This is a genomic window from Coprococcus sp. RTP21281st1_F1_RTP21281_210402 (genome assembly GCF_040915325.1).
GTDB classification, from domain to species: Bacteria; Bacillota; Clostridia; order Lachnospirales; family Lachnospiraceae; genus Coprococcus; species Coprococcus aceti.
On record NZ_JBCPDQ010000002.1, the window covers coordinates 185,679 to 201,366 of the forward strand.

Below are 15,688 nucleotides of genomic sequence, written 5' to 3' on the forward strand. Positions count from 1 at the left end.
TGTAGACAATTCATATTATATGACTCTAAACTGCCCACATATCGTCTGTAATATCATCCGCAAGCAGTGCATACAGCCAACTATTTTTCTTTATTCACCAGCATGTCATATGTAACACCATATTTCTCCGCTATGTCACTGGCATATGATTTACCAGCAGGTGGCGCTATCTCTATCTTGTATGATCTTTGTGAGCCCTCGTTGTGTACGATCAGCGAATATACCTTGCCCTCTGTACACCCTTCATTCATCTCATCCACATCAAAGCCCAGCTTATGCATATGGGTGTTGTATATCGTTCTCGTTCCCTTTGTCAGAATCGCTCTCACGGAATCTCTGGCTATATAATAGCCCTCCTCAAATGACGTAGTTGAAAACGTCTCATTGAGAAGTATGAGACTGCGATCATTCGCACCGTCAAATATCTCCCTGAATCTCTTGCACTCCTCACCAAGTCTTCCAAGATCCAGGGTCTTGTCTTCGTCAGCAGGGAAATGTGTAAATACGCAGTCCACTGGAGCAAATTCAAATTCATCACCTGGGATATATATACCACCCTGAGCCAGTACAAAAAGCTGACCTATCGTCTGGGTTATGGTCGTCTTTCCACCCCTATTTGCTCCTGTCAGAATATACACTCTGTGCTCGCTGTCAAAGTCCAGATCATTGGTCACTATGTGCTCCGACTCCTCCGTGTCAAATGCCGCAAGCTTGATATTGTATATGCCACGAGCCTTCATATAATATCTGCTCTTTGAATCGTCCTCCTCGGAAATATCTGCGTTCGGCTGATATGCAGAGTTCACAACCTTTGCCTTGGAAAATGCTGCGCCGCGTTTCTGCAGTTTTTCTATGTACTCAGCCCATCTTATATAGTAAGTGAGCTCAGGTATGAGATCCGTCATATCAGTTATGGTAATCGACACATACTTATTTAACGTCTCCCTCATCCTCTTGACAATTCTTGTTATGAGCTTGGTGACTACCCTGTCTGTATACCGCGTAATATCTTTGGATTTGTCAGAATCAGGAATACCAACCATTCCTGCCGCCAAGTTATTTGCACCTCCAGTTACCACTCTTCCCTGAAGTTCCTGCTGAAATTTGGATAATGCTTCATTTACCGCATCTAACGGCTGAAATCTGAAGTCACTCTTAGCGTCGAGGTTGTCACTTATCTTATCTCTGGACATCAAATGACCGTAGAAATTGCTCAGCACACCGCCCCTCGTAAATTGTTTACTATTTACAGATATCAAGCCAACGCCATCAGCCTCATATCTGCTGTTCAGATTAACTCCTATAGTTATACTTCGAACCTCACCACTCACCTTTTTCAGCTCTGATATGTCCTTCTTCAGCTCACTGAAACCGTTGTCCTCATATATATTCTGAACATACTCCTTAAGACCTGTAAATCCCTCGGAATGCAAGTTTTTATCCTTCAGGCAGGAATATAACGAATCTACGCATTCTATGTAATCGCCTATCTCATCAAGTCTGTGCATAAGATCCCATATACCTGAATTCTCATCATAATCGCGTTTAAAGCTGCCGTAATCCTTGAGAAAGCTTATCTTCCCAAGAATCTCCATCATGTCGTCTCTGAGTTTTTTATTTCCAATTATGTCGTCAAACACACCACCTCTGTACTTTGTAACAGATGGATCTGCATATATCCGTGACATAACTCCCATTATATAATTCTGTTCAGACTCATTTGCCGACAGTTGTCTGCATATCATATCAAGCCCAAGGTCATGCATGACCACAGGGCTCAGTACCCTAAATGAATACTCACCATCCGGTACCAGAAGACTGTATTTTCCTGTTGTATTTTTCCCCATATCTACACCTTTCAAGTAATGCCTAAAGCCTGTCAATCCAGCTCATACCATATATCTTCCGCCAAGCTCAATTCTAATTTCTGCCTATCACCTTCATATACGCTGAAACCATCTCCACGACACCGTCCACGCCGAGCTTCGCCTCATCAAGGCACAGGTCATAATGTCCTGAATATCCCCAGTTCTCTCCTGAGTAATAGTCATGATAGCTTCTTCGCTTGGCATCAGTCTCCTCCACAATACTCTTTGCCTTTGATTCTGATATGCCATGCTTGTCCATTATCCTCTTTATTCTGCTGTCTTTATCTCCGCACAGGAATATTCTCACTGCATCGTTCCTGTTCTTGAATGCAAAGTCCGAGGCTCTTCCCACTACAACGCCATCCTGTCCGTCAAGCAATCTCTCAAGTACCTCCTCCGGGGTCTTTCTTCTCTTCACGACAAAGTCATCTGACACCGACTGCATCATAGAATCTATAGCCTTCTCTCCAAAGAAAAACGGATATTTGTCATACACACCCTTCTCCTTTGCCAGCCTTATTATCTCTTTCTTTGTGTAACAGGCTATACCATATTTTGAGGCAAGTCTTGCTGCCACCTCATCGCCGTCACATCCACACTCTCTGCCTATTGTAATTATCATTCTGTGCACCTCCACTCGTCATTCTTATATAATAGAAATGTCTCATCTCTATAACTCATCAAACAATACACCCCCATTATATTACAATATAGCTGCAGCTGCATCCTATAACTTGCAATATCTACCTCTTTAGAATCCCCGTTCCATACATACGAAATGCTTATCAAAAAGATCACACTCTCCAACCGTTTCAAAACCAATCTTGGCGTATGTCGAAAGCGCCACCACATGTCCTTCTCTGACAAGTATATGAACGCCCTTCATGCCTCTGCTTTTCAGGACATCACAGGCATAGTTCATCATAGTCTTCGCAATTCCCTGTCCCTGCATATCCTTCCTGACGCACAGCCTTGAAAGTTCTCCCGATGGAGCCAGATCTGCTCTCCAGCACGTAAGTGCCTCAACAGCATCGTCGTGATCTATGGATATTGTGGCCACAATCTCTTCTTTGTCATTCTTCATAACAAACAGATCCTCATTCTTCAGGTCAAATGCTATGGTATTCTCGTCAGGATAATTCTCGCTCCACTCACATGGTCCGCCTATCATGGCGTGATAGAGTGAGAGCAGTTCTTCTTTGTCTTTTGGTGTTGCATTTATTATCTTCATATGTCTGATCCTCTTTCTAAAAATGATTACAACAAATCAAGCAGTTCTTTATTGTATATACTATCATCCAGTTCTGGTTCATTCCAATCTGACGCACACATCTCTGAGAATCTTAGAACTGCATTAGCTATCTTAAAATCATCCTCATCTGTACTAAGCAATAGTTTTAACATCGTATATATTTTATTACAAACATCAATATTAATTGCTTTCATACAACTATCCGGTATACCTCTAAAATAGTCTTCCCCTTCGCATTCCCCCGCATGTACATCCTCTATCTTTCCATTTCTGTATACAGCCACACTTAATGCTTTTGCCAACCTTTTCAACACAATATCTCGTATAATTCCTTTTCTTTCAATAAATTTTATTTCTTCATCCGTTTTTAATTTCTTAATCTCGTTTACTACTTCTTTTTCATACAAACTGTATATAGTTTCAAATACCATTATCTTCATACCTCATTATTGTCAATCTATTGTTAATCATAAAGTAATCTATCACTTTCTTTTTAAACGTATCGATTTCGGTCCCTTTAAGATGAATAATATTTTTCTCACTCCACTATTCCCTCACCGTATCCTGTGAAAAAATACTCCTTAAGCAGAGTTATTATCACCTTCTGGCTCTCCCTGCTATGTGTGATTGCATAGTATCTTCTGCCAAACTTCGCTTTCCGCTCTTCCTCACGAATTCCAATCTCCGCCCCTTTTGAGGTAACCCGCTTCGTCTTGCTGCCATCATCCATGTCCAGTTCTTCAATGTAGCCATTTTGCTGTAGCAGACCATTGATAAATGCCGCTGTCAGCTTTTTCATGCCTGTGATTCCCTGTTTCTGATTCAGTTCATTTATACGATTCGCCAGCTCAGAAACAATACATTCATCGACGATCTCCACATCATCAAGCATGTTCGGATCAATATAGAACTCTTTCTTCCTGACTGTTTTCTCTTTTCTGCGCTGCTTTTCCGATTCCACACCTTGTGTCCCTAAGTCACCAGAATTGTCAGAATCCAAAGCTTCCGCTTTCATGCTCTCCACATATTCCGTATGTGCAAGGCAGAATTCGTCTATAATCTCTGCAAATGTCTCTCCATAACTCTCCGTCTTCTGCACTCCCATACCATATACGTTCTTCATATCCTCACTGTTTCTCGGCAACTTAATGCACATATCCTTGAGAGTCTTATCCGAACAAATGATAAATGGCGGCACATTCTGCTTCCTTGCGAGCTCCAGGCGTCCAGCCCGGAGAAGTTCAAACAGTTCCATTCCCTCATCTGTCAGATCAGCCATCACCGCCATCTTTTTCACAGCACGTTTGTCTGTTATGTATGACTGCTCAGTCTCTTCCTCCGTCACAACACAATTACTGCATTTGTCACATGTGCAAGGGCTTTCATCTCCAAAATACCTCAGTATATACTGTCTCAGGCACTGATCCGTTTCACAATAACGTATCATTTGATTCAGCTTCCGCTGGTCATTTGCCCGCAGTTCATCATCGTCTATGCCTGCATTTGCAGAACTGACCTTATGTTCCAGCAAACGCTTGTTTATCATGATATCCTGCTTTGAGAAGAACAGTACGCACTCCGCTTCCTCACCATCACGTCCGGCTCTTCCAGCCTCCTGATAGTAATACTCAAGGCTCTGCGGCATATTATAATGAAGCACATACCTCACATTTGACTTATCAATACCCATGCCAAATGCATTTGTCGCCACCATCACACTGAGCCTGTCATATGTAAAATCCTCCTGACTCCTCTTGCGCTCCTCCATCGATAATCCGGCATGATACCGACCTGCAGATATTCCATGTGCCACCAACAATTCGTGTACCTTCTCCACATTCTTCTTGGTAGCACAATATATGATCCCGCTCTCTCCCTCATGTCTCTTGACATAGTTCAATACACTGTTGTCCGTATCACGTCCGCCTTTCCTGTTCACAACCTTGAAGAACAGATTCGGTCTGTCAAATCCTGTGACAATCGTGACAGGAGATTCAAGTCTAAGATTCTGGACGATATCCCGCCTTACTATATCTGTTGCTGTAGCGGTAAACGCACTCACAACAGGGCGCACTGGCAGCTTATCTATAAAATCCGCTATTTCCAGATAGCTTGGTCTGAAATCCTGTCCCCACTGGGATATGCAATGAGCCTCATCAACTGTCACCATTGCAAGACTTGCCTTGCCGGCAAAATCCAGAAACTGCGCAGTGCCAAGTCTCTCCGGGGTAACATACATGAGTGTATATCTGCCCTGTCCGGCATATTCCAAAGCTTTTCTGATCTGTCCTTCTGTCAATGTACTATTGATATACGCAGCGTGAACTCCCGCCTGGTTCAGTGCCTTAACCTGATCTACCATAAGTGATATTAGCGGTGAGATAACTATCGTCACTCCCCTCCCGGCGGATTCCATCATCAAAGCCGGCAATTGATAACAAAGCGACTTACCTGCTCCGGTTGGCATAATTCCAAGCACATCCCTTCCTGCAAGTATTCCATCTATAAGCTCCTGCTGTCCTGATCTCAGACTGTCATATCCAAAATAGTGTTTTAATGTCTCCTGTAAATTCAATCTATATCCTTCCTCAATATAACTGTTGACTTTTCCTGTAGCATGTTTTATTCTTATTCCATTAAGAAATGGGTTTTCTACTGAGTAAGGTCATCTGACTGGAAAAGGTTGCCCGTTTCTTTTTTTATATTCATAATATCGTATAAATATTTTTTTCCATCCTCACTATGCCTTATAATCATTGCCACATGATAAACATTATATCTTATTACTTCTCTACGCTCACTGTACACAGGCAAAGCAAAGCGGGATTCATACCTATACCAGCCATATTTTGCATCCTTTTCATGCTTTTTCTTTGAATTTTTTGTATGCCGTTTTTCTGTTGCAATTTCAATAAGCTCTGGTATTCCCTGGGCAGCGTTCGCTTTTGCCTTAGCATTTGCCCCTTTCAATACTCTGGTATATTCTGAATGTGCATACTCATCAGGCAAATCAGCCCCTATATAAATCTCATCTTCCGTATCTGAAATCCAATAAAATTCTCCAACAAATCTTTTTAAATATGCTTCCACATCGTTCCACTTTATTGATTGCTTACCCATAAAAATAATATCATTGATAAACACAATATTATTCCCATCCACATCCTGTATAACGGCAACATTTCTCTGTGGTGTCCCGGTCGCTTTTCTCTCTGTCTTGTCAATAAGCTCCATATATCTGAGCATATGCTTTCTCACATAATTATCCGATCTGCGATAACACTCAATGAGATATTTCTCATCAGCACTATAATCGACGCTGCTGTTCTCAGCCCCGTCTTCTCCAAGAAGCTCTGCCAATGACATGTCAAGTGCCTTACAGATAACAACCAGCTTGTCCGCCTGTGGATTGATCTTCTTCTTTTTCCAGTCATTTATCGTGCTGGTTGAAATCCCCGTTCGCCTCGAAAGCTCTGACTGGCTCATACTCAGTTCGTCAAGCCTTGCAAATATCTTCTCATATACCTTCAAAATATGTCCCCCTGCTTCTTCCGACTTTTCGGACATTGTATCATATATTCACCCTTGCTGCAATATCTACAGCAAGATCGGACCTGTATGTGAATCTTACGGTCGCACCGTGCTGGTAATCGGCGGGGAAAAAGCTCTAGCTGCCGCCTACCAAAAGATAGCTGCGGCTGTCGCCAAGACGAAACTTACTATAATTGGAAAGGAACTGTTCGGAGCAGACTGTACCTACGACAATGTGGAGCGTCTTCGCGCACTCCCTGTCTATCAGCAGGCCGACATGGTATTTGGAGTCGGTGGCGGCAAGGCACTGGACACAGTCAAATGCCTGTGCATAACTGACGACAAACCCGTATTTACATTTCCAACCATCGCATCCAACTGCTCTGCCTGTACATCGGTATCCATCATGTACAATCCGGATGGCACATTTTTGAAGCCGCACTTCTTTATAAGACCGGCCATGCATGCGTTCATAGACACCGAGATAATCGCCAAGGCGCCAAGCTGCTATATGTGGGCCGGCATAGGTGACACCTATGCGAAATACTACGAATCGACCATATCCTCCAGGGATGAACGCCTGGAACATTTCACATCGATTGGAGTTGCCGTAAGCCGTATGTGCCGGGATCCACTGCTGTCCTACGGGCCCAAAGCATTTGCCGATCATCAGAAAGGGCTGTGCACGTATGACGTTGAACAGGTCATCCTCTCCATAGTGGTGACCACCGGCATTGCCTCTATCTTCCTCACAAAGGACTGCACCCCGGACTACAACAGCGGTCTGGCCCACGCCATATTCTATGCGCTGACCAATTACCCTGTCATAGAGAAAAATCATCTTCACGGTGAAGTTGTAGGATTTGGCGTCCTGATCGCACTTATTGTTGATGGACAAATGGATGAATTCGAGAAAGTATACGAGCTCAACAAAGCCATACATCTCCCGGTATGCCTGAATGACATAGAGATCACGGAAGAAGAGTGGGAAGAAACCATGAATCGCATACCGGATATGTCCGATGTGGCACATTATCCATACAAGGTGACAAGAGATATGCTGGTCAAGGCTATGAACGAACTTGATATGAGGAACAAAGAATAAGCTGATATTCAATGACAGGAGAATCACATAATGGAGAAATCAACGCAGTCGAAAAGTAAATATTCCATAATATTAGGAGTTGCCTTTGTGTGGTTCACCACCCACTTTGGCGGCGGCTTCGCATCAGGCGCCCAGATATACAGCTACTATGTACGCTATGGAGTCTGGTGTCTCATCACGCCAGCCATCGCCATGATCTACAATGCGGTATTCTTCGCATACTGCCTGTATTTTGCAAGAAAACACGAAGTCTATGACTACCGTTCATACAACAATGCCCTCTATGGCAGATTTGCCCCTGTATTCTCAAATCTCTTCGAAGTGCTGTACATCTGTGTCATGTGTGTCGCACCTGCAGTGGCATTTGCTACAGGCGGCGCGACCTTGAGCACTCTGACAGGTCTGCCATATCTTGTCTGTACACTCGTCATAGGCGTATTTATATTCATAGTTGCCATATTCGGAACTGACCTGGTGCGCAGAGTTGCATCCGTTTTATCCATATGCATCATCGTCGGACTGCTCATCGTGTACATTCCGAATATCATCGCGAGCTCACATGAGATCAGCCAGACCGCATCGACCATGAACTCCGACGCATTTCCTCTTGGCAAGGCACTTTACTCCGCATTCCTGTACGGGACTTTCCAGCTTGCAAATGTAGCTGTATTCGTGCAGCATGCCAGATCATTTGACAAACCGAAGGACGCGGTAAAAAGCATGGGAATAGGATGCGTGATAAATATAATCATGATGACCGTTGTCGTTCTTGGAATAATGACTGTGGCATCAAATCCTGACATGGCAAAACAGAGTGTGCCTACTCTGTTCATGGTTCAAAGCGGCGTGGGCAGTCGATTCCTGACACCGCTCATCTCCGTTCTTATAATACTAGGTGCCGTGTCCACTGCGGTGAATATGGTAGCCGCAATGGTCGCAAGAATTTGCAATAAAAAACCTGCTAAACCTGCCATCAGTCCTGCTGCAGGCTCAGCCCGAATAACCCGCAAAGAGATCATAGCTGCGCTGATCTGCTGCCTTGCCGACTTTGGAATTGCGCAGTTCGGCCTGCTGACACTCATCCAGAAGGCTTACAGTTTCCTAGCCTATCTGGCAATTCCTGTTATTCTGATTCCTTATGTAGTCAGGATGATATGGGAAAGGACTAAGAAATAGCCTCCAGAAAAAGCATTGCCTCAATCGCCGGTGTCTTTGAAGCATATTCGGTATTTTCTATGCCATTGGTAAGCAACAGCCGTTCCCAAAGCTTAGGATAATTTGCGAAATCAAATGTATTGTCATCCAGTATCACGTATTCATCTATCTCGGGATGTTCCGCCAGATAGCTCTGAATGCCCTCTCCTCTGCCAACCCAGACATCGGTTGTCTTTCCAGACAGGCTTAGTCCAAATTTTCCCAGCATAGATACAAGATATGAGAAGTCATCCCCGTCTTCTCTCATAAGCTTCCAATCAGAAGTCAGAACGATTGCTGCATCGCCAAACTGTTTTAACGCCTTTTTCAGCAGCCTCACTCTGGACTCATCGATCCCTGTTCTCCCACTGGGCGCCCCCACAACTGTCGTCCGGGTATTCAATACACCATCTATGTCCAGAAACAATGCAAAACTCATATGGCTTCTCCTTTCTTGTGAATGCCAGCACATATATAATGCGCTGGCATTTACCATTTATAACTCTCTCTTATCAAGATCAACTTATATCATATACACTTCTAAGCCTCAGCTTATCCACACTTCCACTTATAACCTTTACAGTCTTTGAATCTGCATTCAGGTCAAAATAATTATCCGACAGGATCAGATCCTCATTCTGGTTCAGGATCTCCACACTCTTCGCATAAGCATCCGCACTGACTGTGATATAGTCGCCATCCACTGTCGCCTGCAAATGAGGCTCCTCGTAGCAGAAATACTTCGGATATGAGAATATGACAGTCCCCTCTGATATTACCTGTCCTTTCATGCTTGCCTGATAGCTCACATACTGATGGTAAATGTCGATACCAGGAAGTTCAACCTTGTCAAGCCACACGCTCGTCAGCGCTGGCGCAGTGATCTCCTCCTCGTGGGATTCAAGAACACGAGCTGACGCATCCCTCAACTGCCAGGACACAAGTATTTTCTCTGTGTTCATGGTTTCATTTGCCACACAGAGGCGTATGGACTTCGGGAATTCAAATGGGAGTCTCACCAGCTCCTGTCCGCTTCCAAGCATGCCCTCCTCTTCACAGGAGATCATGATCGGAGCAAAGAAACGTCTTGCATAGTAGTGCAGCGCCTTTAAGCGCTGGCAGTAATCCACACTGGACCAGGATGCAACCGGCCAGCAGTCGTTGAACTGCCAGTACACTGCTCCCATGCACCTGTCATCATTTCTGTTTCTTCGAAAATGCTCGACGCCATACCTGATAGCATCCGCCTGCAGAAGTTGCGATGCGTAGATAACCGTCTCGAAATCAGATGGATATCTATATGTCTGTTGCATATAATTCATTATCTTTCCATTTGCCGAGCCATTTCTCTGATGCCGCTCCATAATGTATGAAAAGATATTCATATCACGCTCATCATCCGTAAATGTCTCAACAGTCTTCTTTGAAGGAAATGACTGGAAACCGAATTCGGAAATATATCTGAAGTAAAACTTTCTGTACTCAGAAAATGGCTTATCACCATGCCACACAGCCCAATAATGCACATCACCACGGTTCTCGTCTCTCGGATCATCAAATGAACCACCTGAGGACGGGCTCGCTGGCCAGTAGAATACCTGTGGAGCATACTGCTTCATGATCTTAGGGAGAATTCGCTCGTACATAATAATATAGTCCCGCACCTCGCTGTCCTTGCTCACCCATTTTCTCTCCTTAACAAACTGCTCCATCTCATTATTGCCACACATAAGCCCAAGTGACGCATGATGGCGGATCCTCTTTAAGTTGTCAATAAATTCCGCGGTGATATTTGCCTCAAATTCTGGTGTGAGATCGTAGACAGCACACGCAAACATGAAATCCTGCCACACCACAAGTCCCATCTCATCGCACATATCATAGAACCAGTCGTCAGGATAATATCCACCGCCCCACACACGTATAGAATTGAAATTCGCAAATACCGCCTTCTCAAGCAGAGCTCTTGTGGTCTCAGGTGTCACACGTCCAAGAAGATGGTCCTCCGGAATGTAATCCGCACCCATGGCAAATATATTTACACCGTTTACGCAGGTGGCAAACCTCTCTCCCCATTTGTCCTTTGTACGGTCCATGGTTATTGTCCGCAGGCCGATCTTTCTCGTCCAGTTGTCAACCACCGTACCATCATCTTTCACAAGGTCAACGGAAACATTGTAAAGGTTCTGCTCACCATACCCACGCGGCCACCAGAGCTGTGGGTTGTCTATATGTATATTCTTCGTGTTATCTTCATTCAGTATCTTGTTTATAATTTCGTTTCCAGCCGGATCAATTACTCGCACCCTCACACCCAGCTGTCCCGTCTCTGATCCAGAACCGATATGCTTCCGGGCAAATTCTATCTCCGGCTTTATATCAAGTTCCACTGTGTCCTGACCATGATGCTGCAGGATTTCAACATAATCTATCCGTGCAGTATCAATTCCAAGCAGGCTGACCGGTCTCCATATTCCTGCATCAGGAAGGTGAGCGCCCCAGTCCCAGCCAAACATGCAGTGAGCCTTTCTGATATGTACAAATCCATTCATGGCATCCTCGATTCCCCGTGTTGGAGCCTTCGCAAATGCATCTGCGATGAACTTTGTCGGCGAATAAAAATATACACTTAATATATTATCCGACTGCTTCAGGATATCCTTTACCGAATACTCCCATGTCCTGTGCATATTGTCGGCGTGTCCAAGCTTCACACCATTGAGCGTGATATCCGCAATGGTGTCCAGCCCTTCAAATCGAAGGATAACTTCATCCGATTCCAGCAGCTCATCATCACACGAAAAGCTGGTGCGGTACTCATAATCGTAATCCATCAGCTTCAGTGATTCTATCTCATTGTCCTTCCAGAATGGATCTTCCATCTTGCCCGCCTGCAGCAGATCCCCATACACCGATCCCGGCACTGTCGCCGTGATCCAATCGTCATCACCTACGCGATGCATTTCCCAACTGTTGTTTACATCAATTTTTTTCATTTTTTCTCCACGGGGACGTTCCTACTACAGCATCATCTCTGTCCACTCTTTCTCTTTAAATCCAGTCAGCACGAAACCTTCAGCAACGACAAGCGGTCTCTTCACCAACATGCCATTTGTCGCAAGAAGCTGCAACTGCTCATCCTCGCTCATGTCCGGAAGCTTGTCCTTCAGTTTCATCTCCTTATACAGCATGCCGCTCGTATTGAAGAATCTCTTGAGCGGAAGTCCACTCTTCTCATACCATTTCTTAAGCTCCTCATATGTAGGATTATCATCCACAATGTGACGCTCCGTGTATTCTATCCTATTCTCGTCAAGCCATTTCTTTGCCTTCTGGCAGGTTGAACACTTTGGGTAACATATAAATTCCATCGTCTTTTCTCCTTTTCTATTTGGCTTATTGCTACAAGCCTCAATTTCATCATATCAAGTTGCTTAATGATTTTCTCTCCAATATTTCTGACAAATGGCGCACATTCCCATGTCATTTACTCTCAGTGGAGAAAAATACTTCTTTATGTTTATTGAAAATACAGTGTTATATTCTCCATTGCCATCTCTCGAAGTAATCTTGTCCGGCATATCCGGGTTATAACCCATTGAGCCACAGCAAATGCAGGTATTCATCCATTTTGCCATCTTGGGGTATTGTTTCAGGTAGTTTAGGGCTTCGGTTTTTCTGTCCAGGGAGTCTCCTTATCTTCTTTATCCTTTTTAGGCAATGCTAAATACTGCATTGGCTATATTACAGCCTCATTTTCTTTGTGCTCATTTACAGAAATATTTCCTGTCAAGTCCTCACCAATCTTGTAAGTGGATAACTTATCGATTGCCATTTGAACCTGAAACTCATTTAATTCGATCTCAACATCGTAAATATTTCCGCTTCTTGGCAGTCTGACATGAATAACTGCAAAATGCTGATACTCCTCCGTATTATAAATTCCCTCCTCGTACTTCTTAAGGCGTACTATTTTTCTTGATATTCCCTCGACCAACCGATAATCTATTGCATATATTTTTTTCTCTGTGAACCCGTGTAAATGTGTAGTTTCAAATGCTAATGCATTTGTTTTATAGAAAAGCATCTGACTTTTTAAATATGACGCTTCAAGCTCTTCATAATCAATATCACCCTTCAACCACTTCCGTACCGGCATTCCTATATACAGTGAAAACTCCAGCCAAAACAGGAATCCGAACAGGCAAAGTCCTATAATAGCCATATAATAACGCCCTAAAGGAATAAGGCACAAGGTACAAAACATTAGAAACAATGGCAATATCATTTTGACAAGATATTCCCGTCTTTGAAATCTTTTTAATAAATCCATTTCCATGCTTTGATATTTAGGTTTCTCAAAATGGTGCTCATTGAGATAGATCACATATTTCTCATGCCACTCAGAGCTTTCAAAATAGCTGCCATCCATATATTGCACTTTCGTCTCCTGGGCTTTCATATCTGCTTTGCTTTCCTTGCAATAGGCATAGATTAAATATACAATGATCATCGGACAAGCAATACATGCCGCATATTTTCCAGCCATATCTCCTCTGACAAAAAACAGGAGCGGTCCTATAAGCACTATAGAAGCAATATACACAACCAATGATTTCTTGGTCATGGCAAACGGAAATTTGTCATTTCTCCCCATATAATTCTATTTCCTCCAACTACAAACTCATTTCCAACAAAGAGTCCATCTGTTCGCAGACAACCAAATATCACCGATACTATTCCAACAGACAATCGCTGCATCTACAAATTTTTGCCCCTTCTTTAATTTCTTTATTCTATAAACATTTTTTCCTGCCAAAAACACAGTTACATAATCTTCAAAAAAGCCCTCTAGTCCACTTAAACTAGGACTTTACGCGACAGTAAGCAGACCATTTCTGTGTGTTCCGTCCACGGAAATAAATCCACAAGCGCGATTTTCTCCACTTGATACATCCGCTTGCGTCTCGGTGTGCCACAGGTACAGGTTGTAACGTATCTCTCATTTTCAGAGGGACTCTTCTTCATGACAAAAGCTACGTCACCACAATATTCTTTATTTAACAAAATAATATCTTTATTTACGAAAATCATAATTAAGATATTTGTTTAGTATTGATAACCCACTTTGAAAAATCTCCAAACATTTATTTTTTTCATCAACATTAAAACTAGGATGATATTCTTCATTTTTTAGAAGTTTCAAATTACTTCCATAGAATAACTTATTATAAATATCAACAATTTCTTCATCATTATAATCTCCTACAAATTCTTCATTTAGTGATTTTGATAAATCACTAAATAAATGCCATGTATCTATTAAACTTTGACAATTTTGCGATATTTCTACATTATCTATTAACTCGGTAATTTTAGATAGATAAAAGACTGTTATTCCTTTTTCAAAAATAATATGTTCCTTATCCGCAAATATATTTGCTTCTTCGACACTAGAAAAAACTAACAGCCGTTGATTAAAAAGCAAGAAACCATCTTCATCGTTGCTATACCATATAAAAAAATAAGTTAATCCATTATAAATAATTTTTGTCAAATAATATTTCGTCATAACTTTGTTCCTAATTATTCCAAATCTTCTTTTGTTGGTAGTCTGCGGATTTCTCTTCCATCTGTGCATTTGCGCGGAACATCCGATATTCCGGCGGACAAGTTTTCAAATACTCGGATTGACAAATCATCTAATTCTGTTATAAAATGTATCTAGAAAATGAGTTTTACAACCGTACAGTTTTTACTCAAGCGGCTCACTCGTTTCTTTTTTTATTCATTTTCTTTATGCTCGTTTACAGAAAGATTTCCTATCAAATCTTCACCAATTTTGCAAGTGGATAACTTATCAATTGCCATTTGAACCTGAAACTCATTTAGTTCGATCTCAACATCGTAAATGTTTCCGCTTCTTGGCAGTCTGACATGAATAACTGCAAAATGCTGATACTCCTCCGTATTATAAATTCCATCCTCATACTTCTTAAGACGTACTATTTTTCTTGATATTCCTTCCACCAACCGATAATCTATTGCATATATTTTTTTCTCTGTAAATCCATGTAAATGTGTAGTTCCAAATGCTAATGCATTTGTTTTATAGAAAAGCATCTTACTTTTTAAATATGACGCTTCAAGCTCCTCATAATCAATATCGCCCTTCAACCACTTCCGTACCGGCATTCCTATATACAGTGAAAACTCTAGCCAAAAAAAGAATCCGAATAGGCAAAATCCTATGATGGCCATATAATAACGCCCTAAAGGAATAAGACACAAGGTACAAAACATCAGGAACAATGGCAATATCATATTAACAAGATATTCCCGTCTTTGAAATCTTTTTAATAAATCCAGTTTCATGCTTTGATATTTAGGTTTCTCAAAAGGGTGCTCATTGAGATAGGCTACATATTTCTCATGCCACTCAGGGCTTTCAAAATAACTGCCATTCATATATTGTGCTTTCATCTCACGAGCTTTCGTATCTGCTTTACTTTCCTTGCAATACGCATAGAGCAAATATGCAATGAGCATCGGACAAACAATGCATGCCGCACATTTTCCAGCCATATCTCCTATGACAAAAAACAGAAATAGTCCCATAAGAACTGTAAAAACAATATACACAACCAATGATTTCTTTGTCATAGCGAATGGAAATTTGTCATTTTTTCTCATATAATTCTATTTTCTCCAACTACGAACTCATTTCACAACAATAGG

The 15,688-nt window shown here is 42.3% G+C and carries 14 protein-coding genes; 2 read left to right on the forward strand and 12 right to left on the reverse strand.

The features are described 5' to 3' along the window. Positions 1 to 80 precede the first annotated feature (80 nt). From AB5150_RS02835 to AB5150_RS02860, 6 genes are all read right to left on the reverse strand, one after another. Entirely contained in the window at positions 81 to 1,847 is a 1,767-nt protein-coding gene (locus AB5150_RS02835; RefSeq protein ID WP_368291164.1) for a DNA mismatch repair protein, read from the reverse strand. A gap of 73 nt (positions 1,848 to 1,920) precedes the next feature. Next, positions 1,921 to 2,490: an AAA family ATPase gene (locus tag AB5150_RS02840; protein ID WP_022216825.1), complete on the reverse strand. Its 570-nt coding sequence runs from the start codon at positions 2,488 to 2,490 to the stop codon at positions 1,921 to 1,923. Positions 2,491 to 2,619: 129 nt separating this feature from the next. Continuing rightward, complete coding sequence (locus AB5150_RS02845; protein WP_004851846.1) at positions 2,620 to 3,099, reverse strand: N-acetyltransferase; 480 nt, start codon at positions 3,097 to 3,099, stop codon at positions 2,620 to 2,622. Positions 3,100 to 3,125: 26 nt separating this feature from the next. After that, a complete protein-coding gene (locus AB5150_RS02850; RefSeq protein WP_133300880.1) occupies positions 3,126 to 3,560 on the reverse strand; it encodes a hypothetical protein in 435 nt (144 codons plus the stop codon). 98 nt (positions 3,561 to 3,658) lie between these two features. After that, on the reverse strand, positions 3,659 to 5,695 hold the full coding sequence (locus AB5150_RS02855) for a RecQ family ATP-dependent DNA helicase (protein ID WP_349818965.1): 2,037 nt from the start codon (positions 5,693 to 5,695) through the stop codon (positions 3,659 to 3,661). Positions 5,696 to 5,772: 77 nt separating this feature from the next. Next, positions 5,773 to 6,651 carry a helix-turn-helix transcriptional regulator gene (locus AB5150_RS02860; RefSeq protein ID WP_349818966.1) on the reverse strand — a complete coding sequence of 293 codons (879 nt, stop codon included), beginning with the start codon at positions 6,649 to 6,651 and terminating at the stop codon, positions 5,773 to 5,775. Positions 6,652 to 6,727: 76 nt separating this feature from the next. Between AB5150_RS02860 and AB5150_RS02865 the strand changes: the two genes are divergently transcribed. Continuing rightward, the gene (locus tag AB5150_RS02865) at positions 6,728 to 7,756 is read left to right on the forward strand and encodes an iron-containing alcohol dehydrogenase family protein (RefSeq protein WP_334296676.1); all 1,029 of its coding nucleotides are present in this window, start codon (positions 6,728 to 6,730) and stop codon (positions 7,754 to 7,756) included. A 30-nt stretch (positions 7,757 to 7,786) separates the two neighbouring features. Beyond that, on the forward strand, positions 7,787 to 8,932 hold the full coding sequence (locus tag AB5150_RS02870; protein WP_349818967.1) for a hypothetical protein: 1,146 nt from the start codon (positions 7,787 to 7,789) through the stop codon (positions 8,930 to 8,932). Here AB5150_RS02870 and AB5150_RS02875 read toward each other — a convergent pair. The 6 genes from AB5150_RS02875 to AB5150_RS02900 all read right to left on the reverse strand — a co-directional run bounded on the left by AB5150_RS02875 (position 8,922) and on the right by AB5150_RS02900 (position 15,643). Continuing rightward, positions 8,922 to 9,389 carry an HAD domain-containing protein gene (locus tag AB5150_RS02875; protein WP_055145235.1) on the reverse strand — a complete coding sequence of 156 codons (468 nt, stop codon included), beginning with the start codon at positions 9,387 to 9,389 and terminating at the stop codon, positions 8,922 to 8,924. The genes AB5150_RS02870 and AB5150_RS02875 overlap by 11 nt on opposite strands. Positions 9,390 to 9,468: 79 nt before the next feature. Then, positions 9,469 to 11,946 carry a glycoside hydrolase family 2 protein gene (locus AB5150_RS02880; RefSeq protein WP_368291165.1) on the reverse strand — a complete coding sequence of 826 codons (2,478 nt, stop codon included), beginning with the start codon at positions 11,944 to 11,946 and terminating at the stop codon, positions 9,469 to 9,471. Positions 11,947 to 11,970: 24 nt separating this feature from the next. Then, a complete protein-coding gene (locus AB5150_RS02885; RefSeq protein WP_055145229.1) occupies positions 11,971 to 12,321 on the reverse strand; it encodes an arsenate reductase family protein in 351 nt (116 codons plus the stop codon). 368 nt (positions 12,322 to 12,689) lie between these two features. After that, the gene (locus tag AB5150_RS02890; RefSeq protein ID WP_368291166.1) at positions 12,690 to 13,499 is read right to left on the reverse strand and encodes a hypothetical protein; all 810 of its coding nucleotides are present in this window, start codon (positions 13,497 to 13,499) and stop codon (positions 12,690 to 12,692) included. Positions 13,500 to 14,027: 528 nt separating this feature from the next. After that, entirely contained in the window at positions 14,028 to 14,522 is a 495-nt protein-coding gene (locus AB5150_RS02895) for a hypothetical protein (RefSeq protein ID WP_021984481.1), read from the reverse strand. Between the two features lie 212 nt (positions 14,523 to 14,734). Beyond that, positions 14,735 to 15,643 (reverse strand): hypothetical protein, encoded by a 909-nt coding sequence (locus tag AB5150_RS02900; protein WP_368291167.1) that lies wholly within the window; start codon positions 15,641 to 15,643, stop codon positions 14,735 to 14,737. Between the last annotated feature and the right edge of the window lie 45 nt (positions 15,644 to 15,688).

Bases quoted from the DNA above. Each gene is read 5' to 3' on its own strand.
- AB5150_RS02835 (WP_368291164.1), bottom strand. From the start codon at position 1,847: ATGGGGAAAAATACAACAGGAAAATACAGTCTTCTGGTACCGGATGGT.
- AB5150_RS02840 (WP_022216825.1), bottom strand. From the start codon at position 2,490: ATGATAATTACAATAGGCAGAGAGTGTGGATGTGACGGCGATGAGGTG.
- AB5150_RS02845 (WP_004851846.1), bottom strand. From the start codon at position 3,099: ATGAAGATAATAAATGCAACACCAAAAGACAAAGAAGAACTGCTCTCA.
- AB5150_RS02850 (WP_133300880.1), bottom strand. From the start codon at position 3,560: ATGAAGATAATGGTATTTGAAACTATATACAGTTTGTATGAAAAAGAA.
- AB5150_RS02870 (WP_349818967.1), top strand. From the start codon at position 7,787: ATGGAGAAATCAACGCAGTCGAAAAGTAAATATTCCATAATATTAGGA.
- AB5150_RS02875 (WP_055145235.1), bottom strand. From the start codon at position 9,389: ATGAGTTTTGCATTGTTTCTGGACATAGATGGTGTATTGAATACCCGG.
- AB5150_RS02880 (WP_368291165.1), bottom strand. From the start codon at position 11,946: ATGAAAAAAATTGATGTAAACAACAGTTGGGAAATGCATCGCGTAGGT.
- AB5150_RS02885 (WP_055145229.1), bottom strand. From the start codon at position 12,321: ATGGAATTTATATGTTACCCAAAGTGTTCAACCTGCCAGAAGGCAAAG.
- AB5150_RS02890 (WP_368291166.1), bottom strand. From the start codon at position 13,499: ATGGCTGGAAAATATGCGGCATGTATTGCTTGTCCGATGATCATTGTA.
- AB5150_RS02895 (WP_021984481.1), bottom strand. From the start codon at position 14,522: ATGACGAAATATTATTTGACAAAAATTATTTATAATGGATTAACTTAT.
- AB5150_RS02900 (WP_368291167.1), bottom strand. From the start codon at position 15,643: ATGAGAAAAAATGACAAATTTCCATTCGCTATGACAAAGAAATCATTG.